The organism is Brachybacterium sp. NPDC056505, from assembly GCF_042794925.1.
GTDB classification, from domain to species: Bacteria; Actinomycetota; Actinomycetes; order Actinomycetales; family Dermabacteraceae; genus Brachybacterium; species Brachybacterium kimchii.
Window position 1 is genome coordinate 1 of the sequence record NZ_JBHTSV010000015.1, and the last position, 14,893, is coordinate 14,893.

The 14,893-nt window shown below is 68.4% G+C and carries 24 protein-coding genes; all 24 read left to right on the top strand.

Going from position 1 to position 14,893, the window contains the following annotated elements; translation table 11 throughout:
• The first annotated feature begins 507 nt into the window (after positions 1 to 507).
• The 24 genes from rpsJ to ACFQ53_RS09805 all read left to right on the top strand — a co-directional run bounded on the left by rpsJ (position 508) and on the right by ACFQ53_RS09805 (position 14,881).
• Positions 508 to 816 (top strand): 30S ribosomal protein S10, encoded by a 309-nt coding sequence (gene rpsJ / locus ACFQ53_RS09690; RefSeq protein ID WP_050668652.1) that lies wholly within the window; start codon positions 508 to 510, stop codon positions 814 to 816.
• Between the two features lie 11 nt (positions 817 to 827).
• Entirely contained in the window at positions 828 to 1,508 is a 681-nt protein-coding gene (gene rplC, locus ACFQ53_RS09695; RefSeq protein ID WP_249478966.1) for a 50S ribosomal protein L3, read from the top strand.
• A 5-nt stretch (positions 1,509 to 1,513) separates the two neighbouring features.
• Positions 1,514 to 2,212: a 50S ribosomal protein L4 gene (rplD, locus tag ACFQ53_RS09700; RefSeq protein WP_377858790.1), complete on the top strand. Its 699-nt coding sequence runs from the start codon at positions 1,514 to 1,516 to the stop codon at positions 2,210 to 2,212.
• Positions 2,209 to 2,511: a 50S ribosomal protein L23 gene (gene rplW, locus ACFQ53_RS09705; RefSeq protein WP_377858793.1), complete on the top strand. Its 303-nt coding sequence runs from the start codon at positions 2,209 to 2,211 to the stop codon at positions 2,509 to 2,511. The genes rplD and rplW overlap by 4 nt, the downstream gene beginning before the upstream one ends.
• A 46-nt stretch (positions 2,512 to 2,557) precedes the next feature.
• Entirely contained in the window at positions 2,558 to 3,394 is an 837-nt protein-coding gene (gene rplB, locus ACFQ53_RS09710; protein ID WP_249478967.1) for a 50S ribosomal protein L2, read from the top strand.
• Between the two features lie 15 nt (positions 3,395 to 3,409).
• Entirely contained in the window at positions 3,410 to 3,691 is a 282-nt protein-coding gene (gene rpsS / locus ACFQ53_RS09715) for a 30S ribosomal protein S19 (protein WP_152351781.1), read from the top strand.
• A 44-nt stretch (positions 3,692 to 3,735) separates the two neighbouring features.
• Positions 3,736 to 4,089 (top strand): 50S ribosomal protein L22, encoded by a 354-nt coding sequence (gene rplV, locus ACFQ53_RS09720; RefSeq protein WP_249478968.1) that lies wholly within the window; start codon positions 3,736 to 3,738, stop codon positions 4,087 to 4,089.
• 10 nt (positions 4,090 to 4,099) lie between these two features.
• On the top strand, positions 4,100 to 4,933 hold the full coding sequence (gene rpsC, locus ACFQ53_RS09725; RefSeq protein ID WP_200501866.1) for a 30S ribosomal protein S3: 834 nt from the start codon (positions 4,100 to 4,102) through the stop codon (positions 4,931 to 4,933).
• 5 nt (positions 4,934 to 4,938) lie between these two features.
• Positions 4,939 to 5,358: a 50S ribosomal protein L16 gene (rplP, locus tag ACFQ53_RS09730; protein ID WP_377858798.1), complete on the top strand. Its 420-nt coding sequence runs from the start codon at positions 4,939 to 4,941 to the stop codon at positions 5,356 to 5,358.
• The gene (gene rpmC / locus ACFQ53_RS09735; RefSeq protein WP_152351785.1) at positions 5,358 to 5,588 is read left to right on the top strand and encodes a 50S ribosomal protein L29; all 231 of its coding nucleotides are present in this window, start codon (positions 5,358 to 5,360) and stop codon (positions 5,586 to 5,588) included. The genes rplP and rpmC overlap by 1 nt, the downstream gene beginning before the upstream one ends.
• Before the next feature lie 20 nt (positions 5,589 to 5,608).
• Complete coding sequence (gene rpsQ / locus ACFQ53_RS09740; RefSeq protein WP_377858801.1) at positions 5,609 to 5,917, top strand: 30S ribosomal protein S17; 309 nt, start codon at positions 5,609 to 5,611, stop codon at positions 5,915 to 5,917.
• Between the two features lie 402 nt (positions 5,918 to 6,319).
• Positions 6,320 to 8,080: an MFS transporter gene (locus ACFQ53_RS09745; RefSeq protein ID WP_377858804.1), complete on the top strand. Its 1,761-nt coding sequence runs from the start codon at positions 6,320 to 6,322 to the stop codon at positions 8,078 to 8,080.
• A 446-nt stretch (positions 8,081 to 8,526) separates the two neighbouring features.
• Entirely contained in the window at positions 8,527 to 8,895 is a 369-nt protein-coding gene (rplN, locus tag ACFQ53_RS09750; RefSeq protein ID WP_152351787.1) for a 50S ribosomal protein L14, read from the top strand.
• 1 nt (position 8,896) lies between these two features.
• A complete protein-coding gene (gene rplX, locus ACFQ53_RS09755) occupies positions 8,897 to 9,283 on the top strand; it encodes a 50S ribosomal protein L24 (RefSeq protein WP_152351788.1) in 387 nt (128 codons plus the stop codon).
• The gene (gene rplE, locus ACFQ53_RS09760) at positions 9,283 to 9,852 is read left to right on the top strand and encodes a 50S ribosomal protein L5 (RefSeq protein ID WP_152351789.1); all 570 of its coding nucleotides are present in this window, start codon (positions 9,283 to 9,285) and stop codon (positions 9,850 to 9,852) included. Before rplX ends, rplE begins: the two co-directional genes overlap by 1 nt.
• A gap of 1 nt (position 9,853) precedes the next feature.
• A complete protein-coding gene (locus tag ACFQ53_RS09765) occupies positions 9,854 to 10,039 on the top strand; it encodes a type Z 30S ribosomal protein S14 (protein WP_152351790.1) in 186 nt (61 codons plus the stop codon).
• A gap of 76 nt (positions 10,040 to 10,115) precedes the next feature.
• Complete coding sequence (gene rpsH, locus ACFQ53_RS09770) at positions 10,116 to 10,514, top strand: 30S ribosomal protein S8 (protein WP_152351791.1); 399 nt, start codon at positions 10,116 to 10,118, stop codon at positions 10,512 to 10,514.
• Between the two features lie 21 nt (positions 10,515 to 10,535).
• The gene (gene rplF, locus ACFQ53_RS09775; RefSeq protein WP_152351792.1) at positions 10,536 to 11,078 is read left to right on the top strand and encodes a 50S ribosomal protein L6; all 543 of its coding nucleotides are present in this window, start codon (positions 10,536 to 10,538) and stop codon (positions 11,076 to 11,078) included.
• A gap of 2 nt (positions 11,079 to 11,080) precedes the next feature.
• Positions 11,081 to 11,467, top strand: coding sequence for a 50S ribosomal protein L18 (gene rplR, locus ACFQ53_RS09780; RefSeq protein WP_152351793.1), 387 nt, complete (start codon positions 11,081 to 11,083; stop codon positions 11,465 to 11,467).
• Between the two features lie 36 nt (positions 11,468 to 11,503).
• Positions 11,504 to 12,202, top strand: coding sequence for a 30S ribosomal protein S5 (gene rpsE / locus ACFQ53_RS09785; protein ID WP_249478971.1), 699 nt, complete (start codon positions 11,504 to 11,506; stop codon positions 12,200 to 12,202).
• The gene (rpmD, locus tag ACFQ53_RS09790; protein ID WP_214651140.1) at positions 12,202 to 12,381 is read left to right on the top strand and encodes a 50S ribosomal protein L30; all 180 of its coding nucleotides are present in this window, start codon (positions 12,202 to 12,204) and stop codon (positions 12,379 to 12,381) included. The genes rpsE and rpmD overlap by 1 nt, the downstream gene beginning before the upstream one ends.
• A 3-nt stretch (positions 12,382 to 12,384) precedes the next feature.
• Positions 12,385 to 12,840: a 50S ribosomal protein L15 gene (gene rplO / locus ACFQ53_RS09795; protein WP_214651121.1), complete on the top strand. Its 456-nt coding sequence runs from the start codon at positions 12,385 to 12,387 to the stop codon at positions 12,838 to 12,840.
• 107 nt (positions 12,841 to 12,947) lie between these two features.
• Positions 12,948 to 14,249, top strand: coding sequence for a preprotein translocase subunit SecY (secY, locus tag ACFQ53_RS09800; RefSeq protein ID WP_249478972.1), 1,302 nt, complete (start codon positions 12,948 to 12,950; stop codon positions 14,247 to 14,249).
• Positions 14,246 to 14,881: an adenylate kinase gene (locus ACFQ53_RS09805; RefSeq protein ID WP_377858815.1), complete on the top strand. Its 636-nt coding sequence runs from the start codon at positions 14,246 to 14,248 to the stop codon at positions 14,879 to 14,881. Before secY ends, ACFQ53_RS09805 begins: the two co-directional genes overlap by 4 nt.
• The last annotated feature ends 12 nt before the right edge of the window (positions 14,882 to 14,893 follow it).

Here is a 14,893-nt window from a genome sequence, read left to right on the forward strand (position 1 = left end):
GAGCCGTGGCGATATCGCCACGGCTCCCCACCATCGGCCCGTCGACGTCATCAGCACCGGGCGCCGCCGCTCTGCTCCGGGCACCGGCGCCCCCACCTCCCGCGCGGGATCGGTGCGATGTCGGTGCGATGTCGGTGCGACCTCCGCGGGCCGTCCCCGCGCTCGCAGACAGGACTGTGCCGTGTGACTCGCTCCACCTGTCCTGCCCTCGACGGGGAGCATGCGGGATGGCAGACTGGGGGAGTTGTCTGTGCGGGCCGACATGCCCGGTTCCGTTCTCCGCTCCCGCGCTCTGCGCGACGCGGCGAATGATCACCGGATGAGGCCCAGCCCCAGGATGCGAACGGCGCCACCGCGTCGAGAGCGCATCGTGAAGAGGGAGAGCACGGACCAGCCGGCAACGGTCACTCGCCCATGGGGCTTCGTCCCCTAGGGAGTGCGACACGCCCGTCCTCGGGTACCGGTGCCGACTGCATGAATGTCCAGACGAGAGAGAGACAGGACGCCATGGCGGGACAGAAGATCCGCATCAGGCTGAAGTCGTACGACCACGAGGTCATCGATAGCTCGGCGCGCAAGATCGTCGACACGGTGAGCCGTGCGGGTGCGACCGTTGTCGGCCCCGTGCCGCTGCCGACCGAGAAGAACGTGTTCTGCGTGATCCGTTCGCCCCACAAGTACAAGGACTCCCGCGAGCACTTCGAGATGCGCACGCACAAGCGTCTGATCGACATCGTCGATCCCACGCCCAAGGCCGTGGACTCGCTGATGCGCCTCGATCTGCCGGCGGACGTCAACATCGAGATCAAGCTCTGAGGCAGGCCGATATGAGCAACGAACTGACAGGGCAGGCTGCCCGCGCCGTCGCCGGCGTGCTCGGCACCAAGCTCGGCATGACCCAGGTCTGGGACGAGAACGGCAAGCTCGTGCCGGTCACCGTCGTCCAGACCGACTCCAACGTCGTCACCCAGGTGCGCTCCGTGGAGGTCGACGGCTACGACGCGGTCCAGATCGCGTACGGCCAGATCGATCCCCGCAAGGTGAGCAAGCCGCTCAAGGGCCACTTCGAGAAGGCCGGCGTGACCCCGCGCCGTCACCTCGCGGAGCTGCGCACCTCCGACGCCGGTGATTTCACCGTCGGCCAGGAGATCGACGCCTCGGTCTTCGAGGCCGGCCAGAAGGTCGACGTCGTCGGCACCACCAAGGGCAAGGGCACCGCGGGCGTCATGAAGCGCCACGGGTTCGCCGGTGTCAGCGCCTCCCACGGTGCGCACCGCAACCACCGCAAGCCCGGCTCGATCGGCGGCGCCTCCACCCCTGGTCGCGTGTTCAAGGGCCTGCGCATGGCCGGCCGCATGGGCAACGTCCGCACCAGTGTCCAGAACCTGACCGTGCATGCGGTCGACGTCGAGAAGGGCCTCGTGCTCGTCAAGGGTGCCGTCCCCGGCCCCAAGGGCGGTCTCGTGCTGGTCCGCTCGGCCGTCAAGAGCCCCGTGAAGGAGGCCTGAGCCCGATGGCAGAGAACCTGACCGTCGACGTCCTCGACCCGGCCGGGAAGAAGTCCGGCACGGCCGAGCTCCCCGCGTCGATCTTCGACGTGCAGACCAACGTCCCGCTCATCCACCAGGTCGTCGTCGCCCAGCTCGCGGCCGCCCGTCAGGGCACGCACAAGGCGAAGACCCGCGGCGAGGTGGCCGGCGGCGGCAAGAAGCCGTACAAGCAGAAGGGCACCGGCCGCGCTCGTCAGGGCTCGATCCGCGCTCCTCAGTTCGCCGGCGGCGGCATCGTCCACGGGCCGGTCCCGCGCGACTACAGCCAGCGCACCCCCAAGAAGATGAAGGCCGCCGCGCTGCGCGGCGCCCTCTCGGACCGGGCGCGCAACGGCCGCGTCCACGTCCTGAGCTCGCTGCTCGAGGGCGACGCGCCCTCGACGAAGGCCGCCCGCACCGCGCTGGGCCGCATCTCCGAGCGCGAGCACGTCCTCGTCGTGATCCGTCGCGACGACGAGCTGGGCGCCCTGAGCACCCGCAACCTGCCCACGGCGCATGTCCTGTTCGCCGACCAGCTGAACACCTACGACGTCATGCTGAGCGACGACGTCGTGTTCACCTCCGGCGGCCTCGAGGACTTCGTCGCGCGCGCCACCCTGTCCCTGCCCACGTCCTCCTTCGCCGCGGCGAAGAGCGCGGGCGTCGAGGAGGAGTCCAAGTGACCACGCTGACCAAGGACCCGCGGGACATCGTCCTGGCCCCGATCGTCTCCGAGAAGAGCTACGGGCTGATGGACGAGGGCAAGTACACCTTCGAGGTGGACCCCCGCGCCAACAAGACCGAGATCAAGATCGCGATCGAGAAGATCTTCGACGTGAAGGTCGCCTCGGTGAACACGATCAACCGCCAGGGCAAGGCGCGCCGCACCCGCTACGGGACCGGCAAGCGCAAGGACACCAAGCGCGCTGTCATCACCCTGACCGACGGAACCATCGACATCTTCGGAGGGTCGGTCGCCTGAGCGACCGATCGCCGAGGATCCGAAGAGAGTCAGAGGGAAACCCACCATGGGAATTCGCAAGCACAAGCCGACCACGCCGGGCCGTCGCGGCTCGAGCGTCGCCGACTTCGTCGAGATCACTCGCAGTGAGCCCGAGAAGTCGCTGGTCCGCCCGCTCTCCAAGAGCGGCGGCCGCAACTCCAACGGTCGCATCACCTCGCGTCACCGCGGCGGTGGCCACAAGCGCGCCTACCGCGTGATCGACTTCCGCCGCGCCGACAAGGACGGCGTGAACGCCAAGGTCGCTCACATCGAGTATGACCCCAACCGCACCGCTCGCATCGCACTCCTGCACTACGCGGACGGCGACAAGCGCTACATCCTCGCACCCGCGAAGCTCCGTCAGGGCGACTGGGTCGAGAACGGCGCCGGCGCCGACATCAAGCCGGGCAACAACCTGCCCCTGCGCAACATCCCGCTGGGCACCGTGGTGCACGCCATCGAGCTGCGCCCCGGCGGCGGAGCGAAGATCGCCCGTTCGGCCGGCGCCTCCGTGCAGCTGGTCGCCAAGGAGGGCCGCTTCGCGCAGCTGCGCATGCCCTCCGGCGAGATCCGCAACGTCGACGCGGACTGCCGCGCGACCATCGGCGAGGTCGGCAATGCCGAGCAGTCGAACATCAACTGGGGCAAGGCCGGCCGCATGCGCTGGAAGGGCAAGCGCCCGCACGTGCGCGGCGTGGTCATGAACCCGGTCGACCACCCGCACGGCGGCGGCGAGGGCCGCACCTCCGGTGGTCGTCACCCGGTGTCGCCCTGGGGCCAGCCCGAGGGCCGCACCCGGCGTCCGAACAAGGAGAGCGAGAAGCTCATCGTCCGTCGTCGCCGCACGGGCAAGAAGCGCTGATAGGGAGCCAGAAGTATGCCTCGCAGTATTGCCAAGGGCCCGTTCATCGACGACCACCTTCAGAAGAAGGTCGACGTCGCCAACGAGAAGGGCACCAAGAACGTCATCAAGACCTGGTCGCGTCGTTCGGTCATCACACCGGACTTCCTCGGCCACACCTTCGCAGTGCATGACGGCCGCAAGCACGTCACGGTGTTCGTCACCGAGTCGATGGTGGGCCACAAGCTCGGCGAGTTCGCCCCCACGCGGACTTTCAAGGGCCACGAGAAGGACGACCGGAAGGGCCGTCGTCGCTGACGCGAGTCAGTGACGGCAGCACTTCTCTCGAAGAGAGGACAGCAATGGAAGCCAAGGCGCAGGTGCGGTATCTCCGCATGTCGCCCATGAAGGCCCGGCGCGTTGTGGACCTGATTCGTGGCAAGAGCACGGTGGAGGCTCAGGACATCCTGCGGTTCGCACCGCAGGTGGCCTCCGAGCCCGTCCTGAAGCTCGTGCAGTCCGCGATCGCCAACGCCAGGGTGAAGGCCGATCAGGCGGGGGAGCGTTTCGATGAGCAGGAGCTCGTCGTCTCCGCCGCGTACGTCGACGAGGGTCCGACCATGAAGCGGTTCCAGCCGCGAGCTCAGGGTCGTGCCTTCCAGATCAAGAAGCGCACCAGCCACGTCACCGTGGTGGTCGCTCCCGTGAACAAGTAAGGAGTCCCGTATGGGCCAGAAGGTCAATCCCAATGGGTTCCGCCTCGGGATCACCACGGAGCACACCAGCCGGTGGTTCGCCGACTCCACCAAGGAGGGGCAGCGGTACCGCGACTACGTGAAGGAAGACGTCGCGATCCGCAAGCTCATGTCTGAGGGGCTCGAGCGTGCCGGCATCTCCAAGGTCGAGATCGAGCGCACCCGTGATCGTGTCCGCGTCGACCTGCACACCGCCCGCCCGGGCATCGTGATCGGGCGCCGCGGTGCGGAGGCCGAGCGCCTCCGCGGCGAGCTCGAGAAGCTCACCGGCAAGCAGATCCAGCTGAACATCCTCGAGGTCAAGAACCCCGAGGCCGACTCGCAGCTGGTCGCGCAGGGCATCGCCGAGCAGCTCGCCGCTCGCGTGTCCTTCCGCCGTGCGATGCGCAAGGGCATGCAGTCCGCGCAGCGCGCCGGCGCCAAGGGCATCCGCGTGGCGGTCTCCGGCCGCCTCGGCGGCGCCGAGATGAGCCGCAGCGAGTTCTACCGCGAGGGTCGCGTGCCTCTGCACACCCTCCGCGCGAACATCGACTACGGCTTCTACGAGGCCCGCACCGCCTTCGGCCGCATCGGCGTGAAGGTGTGGATCTACAAGGGCGACGTCACCGCCAAGGAGCTCGCGGCCCAGCAGGCCGCCTCGCAGGGTCCCCGCTCCGGTCGGGGCCCGCGTGCCGAGCGTCCGCGCGGCCGTCGCAACGAGCGCAACGCCGCCGCCCGTCAGCAGCGTCCCGAGCAGGCCGAGCAGGCCGCTCCCGCCGCCGCCGAGCAGAGCGCTGCGCCCGCTGAGTCCGGAACGGAGGCCTGAGGGACATGCTGATCCCCCGCAGGACCAAGCACCGCAAGCAGCACCACCCCACCCGCAGCGGCATGTCCAAGGGCGGCAACGATCTCGCGTTCGGCGAGTACGGCATCCAGGCGCTCGCGCCGGCGTACGTCACCAACCGCCAGATCGAGGCCGCGCGTATCGCCATGACCCGCTACATGAAGCGCGGCGGCAAGGTGTTCATCAACATCTACCCCGATCGACCGCTCACCAAGAAGCCTGCCGAGGTCCGCATGGGCTCGGGCAAGGGCTCCGTGGAGTGGTGGGTCGCCAACGTCAAGCCGGGCCGCGTCATGTTCGAGGTCGCCGGTGTGTCCGATGAGGTGGCTCGTGAGGCGCTGCGCCTGGCAGCGCACAAGCTGCCGATGAAGTGCCGCCTCCTGAGCCGAGAGGGTGGTGACATCTGATGGCAGCGACCAAGCTCACCGCCGAGGAGCTCGACAAGCTGGACGACCAGAAGCTGGCCGACGAGCTGTCGAAGGCCAAGGACGAGCTGTTCAAGCTCCGCTTCCAGTCCGCGACCGGCCAGCTGGAGAGCTCCGGCCGCCTGCGGTCCGTCAAGAAGGACATCGCGCGGATCTACACGATCCTGCGTGAGCGCGAGCTGGGGATCCGCCAGGCCCCGACCGCCGAGTGACCGCGAAGCGAGGAGAACACATGAACGACAACGTCCACGAGGACGCAGCCGTCGAGGGGCACCACGCCTCCTCGCACGACCGTCCCTACCGCAAGACCCTGCGCGGCTACGTCGTCTCCGACAAGATGGAGAAGACCATCGTCGTCGAGGTCGAGGAGCGCGTGAAGCACTCCCTGTACGGCAAGGTCATGACCAAGACCAAGAAGTTCAAGGCGCACGACGAGGAGAACACCGCCGGCATCGGCGACCAGGTCCTCCTCATGGAGACGCGCCCGCTCTCGGCGTCGAAGCACTGGCGCCTGGTCGAGATCATCGAGAAGGCCAAGTGACCCTCTGATCCCTCGCGGATCACCGGCGTCATGCGCCGCTGAGGCCGGTCGCCCCCACCCGGGGCGGCCGGCCTCTCGCATGTCCGAGGGCGGCTGCCGGCGACCCGCGGCACCCGGCGGAGCACCCTGTGCGAGGCCCCCGAGAACCGTCCGGATGTGAAGCGCGACACGCCGTGTGAGACATTCACGTATGCACTGGTCAACCCCCGGTTTCGAGCATCGATCCAGGTCATGGACCTGACATCGGGCTCGAAACCTGTTTTCCTAGTGCGCCGTGCCCGCTCCTCGGGACCTCCGACGGCTCGTCGCCGGATCTCCCCCGGGGCACGAGGAAGGAAGCGTCGGCCGCTCTCGTGGCAGAGCGACGACCCCTCGGCACCTCAGCCCCACGAAGGCAGGTCCATGTCCTCTTCAGAGCCCTCATCTCTGCCCGGCGCCGAGCCCACGCTCGGTGCCGACCCCCAGCTCGGCTCCGAGGCCGATGCGCAGCCCGAGGCCCGCTCGGACGGCGACCGTCCGGGCGGAGCGCGCCGCCCGGGCCGTCGGCTCCTCGGACGCAAGCCCAAGCAGCCGCGCCTCGAGGTCGATGACGTCCTCGTCGTCAAGGGCTCCAAGGTGCGCACCGCGATCGGCGGCACCGTGGTCGGGAACGTCATGGAGTGGTTCGACTTCGGCGTCTACGGCTACATGGCCATCATGCTGTCGCAGCTGTTCTTCGACACCGGCAGCGAGTCGCTCGACCAGATCCTGAGCCTCCTGGGCTTCGCGGTGAGCTTCCTCGTCCGTCCCTTCGGCGGTCTGGTGCTGGGGCCCCTCGGCGACAAGATCGGCCGTCAGAAGGTCCTCTTCTTCACGATGGCCATGATGGCTCTCGCTACGGCCCTGATCGGCGTGCTGCCGACGATTTCCGACATCGGCGTCTGGGCGGCGTTCCTGCTGTACGCCCTGAAGCTCGTGCAGGGCTTCTCGACGGGCGGCGAGTACGCGGGTGCCACGACCTACGTCTCGGAGTACGCGCCCGACAAGAAGCGCGGGTTCTACGCCTCGACGCTCGACGTCGGCTCGTACTTCGGCTTCGCCCTCGGCGCGGGAGCCGTGGCCCTCACGCACCTCATCACCTCGGCGGTCTGGGGCCCCGATGCCATGCTCGCCTGGGGATGGCGCGTGCCGTTCCTCATCGCGATCCCGCTCGGCGCGGTCGCCATCTGGTTCCGCGCCCGTATCCCCGAGACTCCTGCGTTCGAGGCCTCCGAGGCCGAGCAGGAGGCACAGGGCGGGTCCGCCGCGGAGGATTCAAGCTCCCTGCACGCGCGCAAGGGCCCGATCAACATCGTGCGCTACCACTGGCGCGAGCTTCTCATCGCAGTCGCGATCGTGGCAGCCACGAACACGACGGGCTACGCGCTCACGAGCTACATGCCCACGTATCTGGGGACGCAGTTCGGGTACAACGAGATGACCAGCGCCGCGACCACGATCCCGGCTCTGCTCATCCTGTGCGGGATGATCCCGCTCGCCGGCAAGGCCTCCGATCGCTTCGGGCGTCGGGCCGTGTACTTCACGGCGTCAGCGAGTGCGGTCGTCCTCATGCTTCCGGCGTTCTGGCTCATGCACCAGAGCTCGTTCCTGGAGATCCAGGTGGCGATGCTGATCGTCGCGCTCCCGGTCGCTCTGTTCGTGGGCCCCTCGGCCGCGGCTCTCCCTGCGCTGTTCCCGACGGCCGCCCGCTACGGCGCGATGGGGATCGCCTACAACATCTCGGTCTCGCTGTTCGGCGGCACGACCCCGGTGATCTCCCAGACGCTCATCAAGTGGACGGGCAACAGCTACATGCCCGCTTTCTGGCTCATGTTCTTCGGCCTGGTCGCCGGCATCGCCGTGATCTTCATGAGCGAGAGCGCGAAGCGGCCCCTGCTGGGCTCCTTCCCCTCGGTCGAGACCGCCGAGGAGGCGCGGGAGCTCGTCGCCCACCAGGACGAGAACCCGCTCCTGAACACCTCGGAGATGCCCATCGTGGTCGATCCTGAGATGGAGGCGGAGATCGAGGCCGCGATGGACGTCCCCGGCGCGGGGCTTCCCTCCGAAGCTGACGCGCAGCTCGAGGACGAGGGCCGCGACGGCAGCGGAGCCTCGGGCGCGGATCGCGTGGGGGCGGGTTCCTGACGGACCCGGTGCTCGAGGCCTCGTGAAGGACGCGGGGGAGCGCACCTCCCGATCGTGGGCCCGGCCGACGAATGCTCGTCGGCCGGGCCCATCGGCGTCCGCGCGCCCCGCATGAGCAAGGACACAGCTCTTTGGTCGCCGACGCCCTTCCGCAGGAGCCCGCTCGGCCCGTACACTTGAACAGTTGCTGATCTCGTGCACGCCCTCGGGCGCGCACGGAGGATGCGGACCGCAGCGTCCATCCCCCGTCGGAGACCGCGCACCATCGGCTCCTCGTGAGCCCCGGGTGTGTCCGAGTCCGCCGGAGGGTTTTTTGATGCCCGCCGTGCTCCGCACCGCGCTCCGGCCCCCGAGGCCGGGGATGCGGGCAACGGTCCATATCCGTTCCGCAAGGCTGGCTCCCCCGTCCCGGGTGGCGAGAACCGGCGAGACGACAGGAGTACTGAGTGATTCAGCAGGAGTCGCGACTGAAGGTCGCCGACAACACGGGTGCGAAGGAGATCCTCTGCATCCGCGTTCTCGGTGGCTCCGGTCGCCGTTACGCAAGCATCGGCGACACCATCGTGGCGACCGTCAAGGACGCCATCCCCGGTGGCAACGTCAAGAAGGGCGATGTCGTCAAGGCCGTCGTCGTGCGCACCACCAAGGAGCGCCGCCGCGCCGACGGTTCCTACATCCGTTTCGATGAGAATGCCGCCGTGATCCTCAAGACGGACGGCGAGCCGCGAGGCACGCGCATCTTCGGCCCCGTGGGCCGCGAGCTGCGCGACAAGCGGTTCATGAAGATCATCTCGCTGGCGCCGGAGGTGCTGTGACATGGCAGGCATGAAGATCAAGAAGGGTGACCTGGTCCAGGTCATCACCGGCCGCACGAGCGATGGCGACAAGGCCGCCAAGCGCGGGCTCGAGCCGGGCGACAAGGGCAAGCAGGGCCGTGTGCTCGAGGTGTTCACCGACACGCAGCGCGTGCTGGTGGAGGGCGTCAACCGCCGCACCCACCACCTGCGTCCGACCCAGCAGGGCGGCGCCGGTGGCATCGAGCAGCGCGAGGCTCCGATCCACGTCTCGAACGTGGCGCTCGTCGACCCCGAGGACAACCGTCCCACCAAGGTCGGCTACCGCGTGGAGACCCTCGAGCTCGAGAACGGCCGCACCAAGCAGGTCCGCGTGCGCTACGCCAAGCGCTCCGGGAAGGACATCTGATGAGCACCGTGACGACCGAGGCGCCCACCCCGCGCCTGAAGAGCACCTACCGTGACGACATCAAGGCCAAGCTCACCGAGCAGTTCGGCTACGAGAACGTCATGCTGGTCCCCGGCCTGACAAAGATCGTCGTGAACATGGGCGTCGGCGACGCCGCTCGCGACTCGAAGGTGATCGACGGCGCGATCCGCGACCTCGCCACCATCACCGGTCAGAAGCCCCAGGTGACCAAGGCCCGCAAGTCCATCGCCCAGTTCAAGCTGCGCGAGGGCATGCCGATCGGCGCCCACGTGACGCTGCGCGGCGACCGCATGTGGGAGTTCCTGGACCGTCTGCTGTCCACCGCGCTGCCCCGCATCCGCGACTTCCGCGGTCTGTCGGCCAAGCAGTTCGACGGCAGCGGCAACTACACCTTCGGCCTCACGGAGCAGGTCATGTTCCATGAGATCGACCAGGACGAGATCGACCGCGTCCGCGGCATGGACATCACGGTCGTGACCACCGCGAAGACCGACGACGAGGGACGCGCCCTGCTCAAGCTGCTCGGCTTCCCCTTCAAGGAGAACTGACATGGCAAAGACAGCGCTGATCAAGAAGCAGGAGCGCAAGCCGAAGTTCGGCGTGCGCGCCTACACCCGGTGCCAGCGGTGCGGTCGTCCGCACTCGGTGTACCGCAAGTTCGGGCTCTGCCGCGTGTGCCTGCGCGAGATGGCTCACCGCGGTGAGCTCCCCGGCGTCACGAAGAGCAGCTGGTAAGGACTATCACCACAGGTCCTGCGAAGAGCGCCACGGCGCCGCGGCAGGAAACCAGGTGAGGAAGAAGCACTAAGACATGACCATGACCGACCCGATCGCGGACATGCTGACGCGTGTCAGGAACGCCTCCGGCGCCTACCACGACTCCGTCACCATGCCGTACTCGAAGCTGAAGAGCGGCATCGCGAACATCCTGAAGTCCGAGGGCTACATCCTCGGCTGGCACGAGGAAGAGGCCGAGGTGGGCAAGAACCTCGTTCTCGAGCTCAAGTACGGCCAGAGCCGCGAGCGCGCCATCTCCGGCGTCCGTCGCATCTCGAAGCCGGGCCTTCGCGTGTACGCCAAGTCCACCAATCTGCCCAAGGTCCTCGGCGGCCTGGGCGTGGCGATCCTGTCCACGTCCTCCGGCCTCCTGACCGACAAGCAGGCTGCCAAGAAGGGTGTGGGTGGGGAAGTCCTCGCCTACATCTGGTGAGCGGGAGAGGAGCACACCGAAATGTCCCGCATCGGATTCCGACCGGTCCCCGTGCCGGCAGCCGTCCAGAACGTCACCATCGATGGCCGCACCGTCACGGCGACGGGTCCCAAGGGCGAACTCTCGCACACCGTGCCTGAGCCCCTGACCATCGAGCGCAACGACGCCGGCGAGCTCGTCGTGCGCCGTCCCGACGACGAGCAGGAGAACCGTGCGCTGCACGGCCTCACCCGCACGCTCGTCAACAACATCCTCCTCGGCGTGACCGAGGGGTATGAGAAGAAGCTGGAGATCGTGGGCACGGGCTACCGTGTGACCGCGAAGGGCACCGACCTCGAGTTCGCGCTCGGCTTCTCCCACCCCGTCATCGTGAAGGCCCCCCAGGGGATCTCCTTCTCCGTCGAGTCGCCCACCAAGTTCGCGGTGGCCGGCATCGACAAGCAGCAGGTGGGCCAGGTCGCAGCGAAGATCCGCGGCATCCGCCCGCCCGAGCCGTACAAGGGCAAGGGCGTGCGCTACGCGGACGAGGTCGTGCTGCGCAAGGCCGGAAAGGCTGGTAAGTGATCATGGGTTACGCAGAGAAGCACACGACCGGCTCCCGCGGCAGCCGCCTGCGCGCCCGCGGCCGTCGCCACCTGCGCGTGCGCCGCCGCATCGTCGGCTCCGCCGAGCGCCCCCGTCTGGTGGTCACCCGCTCGCAGCGCCACATGTTCGTCCAGGTCGTGGACGACGCCAAGGGCATCACCCTGGCGTCGGCCTCCACCATGGAGCAGGACCTGCGCGGGGCCGAGGGCACCAAGTCGGACAAGGCCCGCACCGTCGGGACCCTCGTCGCCGAGCGCGCCAAGGCCGCCGGCATCGACGCGGTCGTCTTCGACCGCGGTGGCAACAAGTACCACGGCCGCGTGGCCGCCGTCGCCGACGGCGCTCGCGAGGCCGGCCTGGCACTGTGATCGCCCCCCGGACACAGGACGAGAAGAGGAACTGATATGGCTGCACAGCAGCGGAACAGCGGTCCCGCGGCCTCCGGCCGTCGGGGCGAGAACTCCAACAACGATTCGCGCAGCGGCGGCAACGACCGCGGGCGCGGTGGGCGTCGCGGCGAGGGCCGCGGCCGCCAGCAGGAAGCGGAGAAGTCCGCGTTCCTCGAGCGCGTGGTGAACATCAACCGCGTCTCGAAGGTCGTCAAGGGCGGCCGCCGCTTCTCCTTCACCGCTCTCGTGGTGGTGGGCGATGGCGACGGCACCGTCGGCGTCGGCTACGGCAAGGCCAAGGAGGTCCCCTCGGCAATCTCCAAGGGTGTCGAGGAGGCGAAGAAGAACTTCTTCCGCGTCCCCCGCATCCAGGGCACCGTCGTGCACCAGGTCCAGGGCCACGACGCCGCAGGCACCGTCCTGCTGCGTCCTGCCGCCCCCGGCACCGGTGTGATCGCCGGCGGCCCGGTCCGCGCCGTCCTCGAGTGCGCGGGAGTGAACGACGTGCTCTCGAAGTCGCTCGGGTCGAGCAACCAGATCAACATCGTGCGTGCGACCATCGACGCGCTCAAGCAGCTCGAGGAGCCGGAGGCCGTCGCGGCCCGTCGCGGTCTCCCGGTCGAGGACGTCGTCCCCGCCCCGCTGCTGCGCGCCCAGGCCGCAGGCCGCGCCGCCGCTCGCGAGGCCAAGGCCTCCGAGAAGGTGGGTGCGTGATGCAGCTGAAGGTGACCCAGACCCGATCCCTCATCGGCGAGAACCAGATCCAGCGTGCGACCCTGCGCGGCCTCGGCCTCAAGCGCATCGGCGACACGGTGGTGAAGGAGGACCGCCCTGAGATCCGCGGCATGATCCGCGCCGTCACCCACCTGGTGACGGTCGAAGAGGTGGACTGACACATGACTGATTCGCAGAACCCGATGAAGCTCCACGACCTGCGCCCCGCGCCCGGTTCCAAGACCGCGCGCACCCGCGTCGGCCGTGGTGAGGCCTCGAAGGGCAAGACCGCCGGCCGCGGCACCAAGGGCACCAAGGCCCGCTACCAGGTGCCCGCGGGCTTCGAGGGCGGCCAGATGCCCCTGCACATGCGGCTCCCGAAGCTGCGCGGCTTCACCAACCCCTTCCGCGTCGAGTACCAGGTCGTGAACCTGGCGACCCTGTCCGAGCTGTTCCCCGAGGGCGGCACGGTCACGGTCGAGGATCTCGTCGCCAAGGGCGCCGTGCGCAAGAATCAGCCCGTGAAGGTGCTGGGGACGGGCGACGTGAGCGTGAAGCTCGACGTCACCGCGCAGAAGTTCTCCGCCTCGGCGGAGCAGAAGATCACGGCGGCTGGCGGGACGGCCCGCACCGCGTGAGCGCGCTCGCGCTTCTTTGACGGGGCGCCGCAGGGGGAAATACTCTTCCTGCGGTGCCCTGTCGGCATGTCCGGGCCCCATCGACGGGCCCCTGAGAAGGGAGTCACGTGAACGCGTTCGTCCGAGCGTTTCGCACCCCCGAGCTGCGGGCGAAGATCTTCTTCACCCTGGCTCTGATGGCGATCTACCGGCTCGGTGTCTTCGTGCCCACCCCCGGGTTCGACTACACCAACGTCACCGCGTGCGCCGAGCAGGCCTCCACGGGCAGCGGCAGCGTCCTGGGGATGGTGAACCTGTTCTCGGGCGGCGCGCTGCTGCAGATGTCGGTGTTCTCCCTGGGCGTCATGCCCTACATCACCGCTTCGATCATCATCCAGCTGCTGCGCGTGGTGATCCCGCGGTTCGAGGAGCTGCACAAGGAGGGCCAGGCGGGCACCGCCAAGCTCACCCAGTACACGCGCTACCTCACCATCGGCCTCGCCGTGCTGCAGGCCACCACGATCATCACCATGGTGCGCACCGGCAGCTTCTTCGCCGGCTGCAACCTCCAGGTGATCCCCGACCAGGCGATCCTGACGCTGGTCCTGATGGTGCTCACGATGACCGTCGGCACCGTGCTGATCATGTGGATGGGCGAGCTCATCACCGAGCGCGGCATCGGCAACGGCATGTCCCTGCTGATCTTCACCTCGATCGCCGCGGCGTTCCCGTCCTCCATGGGCCAGATCTGGCAGCTGCAGGGCTGGATGACCTTCTCGCTGATCATCCTCGTCGCGCTCGTCGTGATGGTGGGCGTCGTCTTCGTGGAGCAGTCCCAGCGCCGCATCCCCGTCCAGTACGCCAAGCGCATGGTGGGCCGGCGCATGTATGGCGGCACCTCCACCTACATCCCGGTCAAGGTCAACCAGGCCGGCGTGATCCCGGTGATCTTCGCGAGCTCCATCCTCGCCCTCCCGCAGCTGATCTCCTCGTTCGGGGACCCGTCGGCCGGATGGGTGCAGTGGGTCAACGCCCACCTCGTGATGGGCGCGACCTTCTCCTGGATCTACGCGACGGTCTACGTGGCGCTCATCGTCTTCTTCGCGTTCTTCTACACCTCGATCACCTTCAACGCGGAGGAGATCGCCGACAACATGAAGAAGTACGGCGGCTTCGTTCCGGGCGTGCGCGCGGGCAAGCCCACGGAGCGCTACCTGCAGTACGTCATCAACCGCATCCAGACCCCGGGCGCCGTCTACCTCGCGGTGATCTCCCTGATCCCGTTGTTCGCGCTCGTCTACCTGGGCGCCAATCAGAACTTCCCGCTCGGCGGCGCGTCCCTGCTCATCATCATCGGCGTCGGCCTCGACACCGTGAAGCAGGTCGACGCGAAGCTCCAGCAGCACCACTACGAAGGGATCCTCCGATGACCGATCAGCCCACCACGAGCGCGCAGGGCTCCTCCCCGGAGACGTCGGCGGCCGCGGCCGGCGCCCGCCGCCTGCTGATCATCGGCGCCCCCGGTGCGGGCAAGGGCACCCAGGCGGGCCGGATCGCCGACGCGCTCGGCATCCCCGCCATCTCCACGGGCGACATCTTCCGCGCGAACGTCTCCCAGGAGACCGAGCTCGGGAAGCTCGCGAAGTCGTACATGGAGAAGGGCGAGTACGTCCCCGACTCCGTCACCAACGACATGGTGCGCTCCCGCCTCGCGGAGAGCGACGCCCGCGGCGGCTTCCTCCTGGACGGCTACCCGCGCACCCTCGACCAGGTCGAGGCGCTCGACGGCATCCTCGAGGACGGCGAGGGCGGCGTCGACGCGGTGCTCATGCTCGAGGTCGACTACGACGCCGTCATCCAGAGGCTCGTCGCGCGCGGCGCCGAGCAGGGCCGCTCCGACGACACCGAGGACACCATCCGCCGCCGCCTCGAGGTGTACGCGGAGCAGACGACGCCCCTCGTCGACGTCTACGAGCGGCGCGGCATCCTGCACCGGGTGAACGGCATGCGCTCCATCGACGAGGTCACCGAGGAGCTGCTGAGCGTCCTCGGCGCCCGCTGAGCCGGCGCACCG

Coding starts and splice junctions, on each gene's coding strand:
- rpsJ (WP_050668652.1), top strand. CDS start 508: ATGGCGGGACAGAAGATCCGCATCAGGCTGAAGTCGTACGACCACGAG.
- rplC (WP_249478966.1), top strand. CDS start 828: ATGAGCAACGAACTGACAGGGCAGGCTGCCCGCGCCGTCGCCGGCGTG.
- rplD (WP_377858790.1), top strand. CDS start 1,514: ATGGCAGAGAACCTGACCGTCGACGTCCTCGACCCGGCCGGGAAGAAG.
- rplB (WP_249478967.1), top strand. CDS start 2,558: ATGGGAATTCGCAAGCACAAGCCGACCACGCCGGGCCGTCGCGGCTCG.
- rpsS (WP_152351781.1), top strand. CDS start 3,410: ATGCCTCGCAGTATTGCCAAGGGCCCGTTCATCGACGACCACCTTCAG.
- rplV (WP_249478968.1), top strand. CDS start 3,736: ATGGAAGCCAAGGCGCAGGTGCGGTATCTCCGCATGTCGCCCATGAAG.
- rpsC (WP_200501866.1), top strand. CDS start 4,100: ATGGGCCAGAAGGTCAATCCCAATGGGTTCCGCCTCGGGATCACCACG.
- rplP (WP_377858798.1), top strand. CDS start 4,939: ATGCTGATCCCCCGCAGGACCAAGCACCGCAAGCAGCACCACCCCACC.
- rpmC (WP_152351785.1), top strand. CDS start 5,358: ATGGCAGCGACCAAGCTCACCGCCGAGGAGCTCGACAAGCTGGACGAC.
- rpsQ (WP_377858801.1), top strand. CDS start 5,609: ATGAACGACAACGTCCACGAGGACGCAGCCGTCGAGGGGCACCACGCC.
- ACFQ53_RS09745 (WP_377858804.1), top strand. CDS start 6,320: ATGTCCTCTTCAGAGCCCTCATCTCTGCCCGGCGCCGAGCCCACGCTC.
- rplX (WP_152351788.1), top strand. CDS start 8,897: ATGGCAGGCATGAAGATCAAGAAGGGTGACCTGGTCCAGGTCATCACC.
- rplE (WP_152351789.1), top strand. CDS start 9,283: ATGAGCACCGTGACGACCGAGGCGCCCACCCCGCGCCTGAAGAGCACC.
- ACFQ53_RS09765 (WP_152351790.1), top strand. CDS start 9,854: ATGGCAAAGACAGCGCTGATCAAGAAGCAGGAGCGCAAGCCGAAGTTC.
- rpsH (WP_152351791.1), top strand. CDS start 10,116: ATGACCATGACCGACCCGATCGCGGACATGCTGACGCGTGTCAGGAAC.
- rplF (WP_152351792.1), top strand. CDS start 10,536: ATGTCCCGCATCGGATTCCGACCGGTCCCCGTGCCGGCAGCCGTCCAG.
- rplR (WP_152351793.1), top strand. CDS start 11,081: ATGGGTTACGCAGAGAAGCACACGACCGGCTCCCGCGGCAGCCGCCTG.
- rpsE (WP_249478971.1), top strand. CDS start 11,504: ATGGCTGCACAGCAGCGGAACAGCGGTCCCGCGGCCTCCGGCCGTCGG.
- rpmD (WP_214651140.1), top strand. CDS start 12,202: ATGCAGCTGAAGGTGACCCAGACCCGATCCCTCATCGGCGAGAACCAG.
- rplO (WP_214651121.1), top strand. CDS start 12,385: ATGACTGATTCGCAGAACCCGATGAAGCTCCACGACCTGCGCCCCGCG.
- ACFQ53_RS09805 (WP_377858815.1), top strand. CDS start 14,246: ATGACCGATCAGCCCACCACGAGCGCGCAGGGCTCCTCCCCGGAGACG.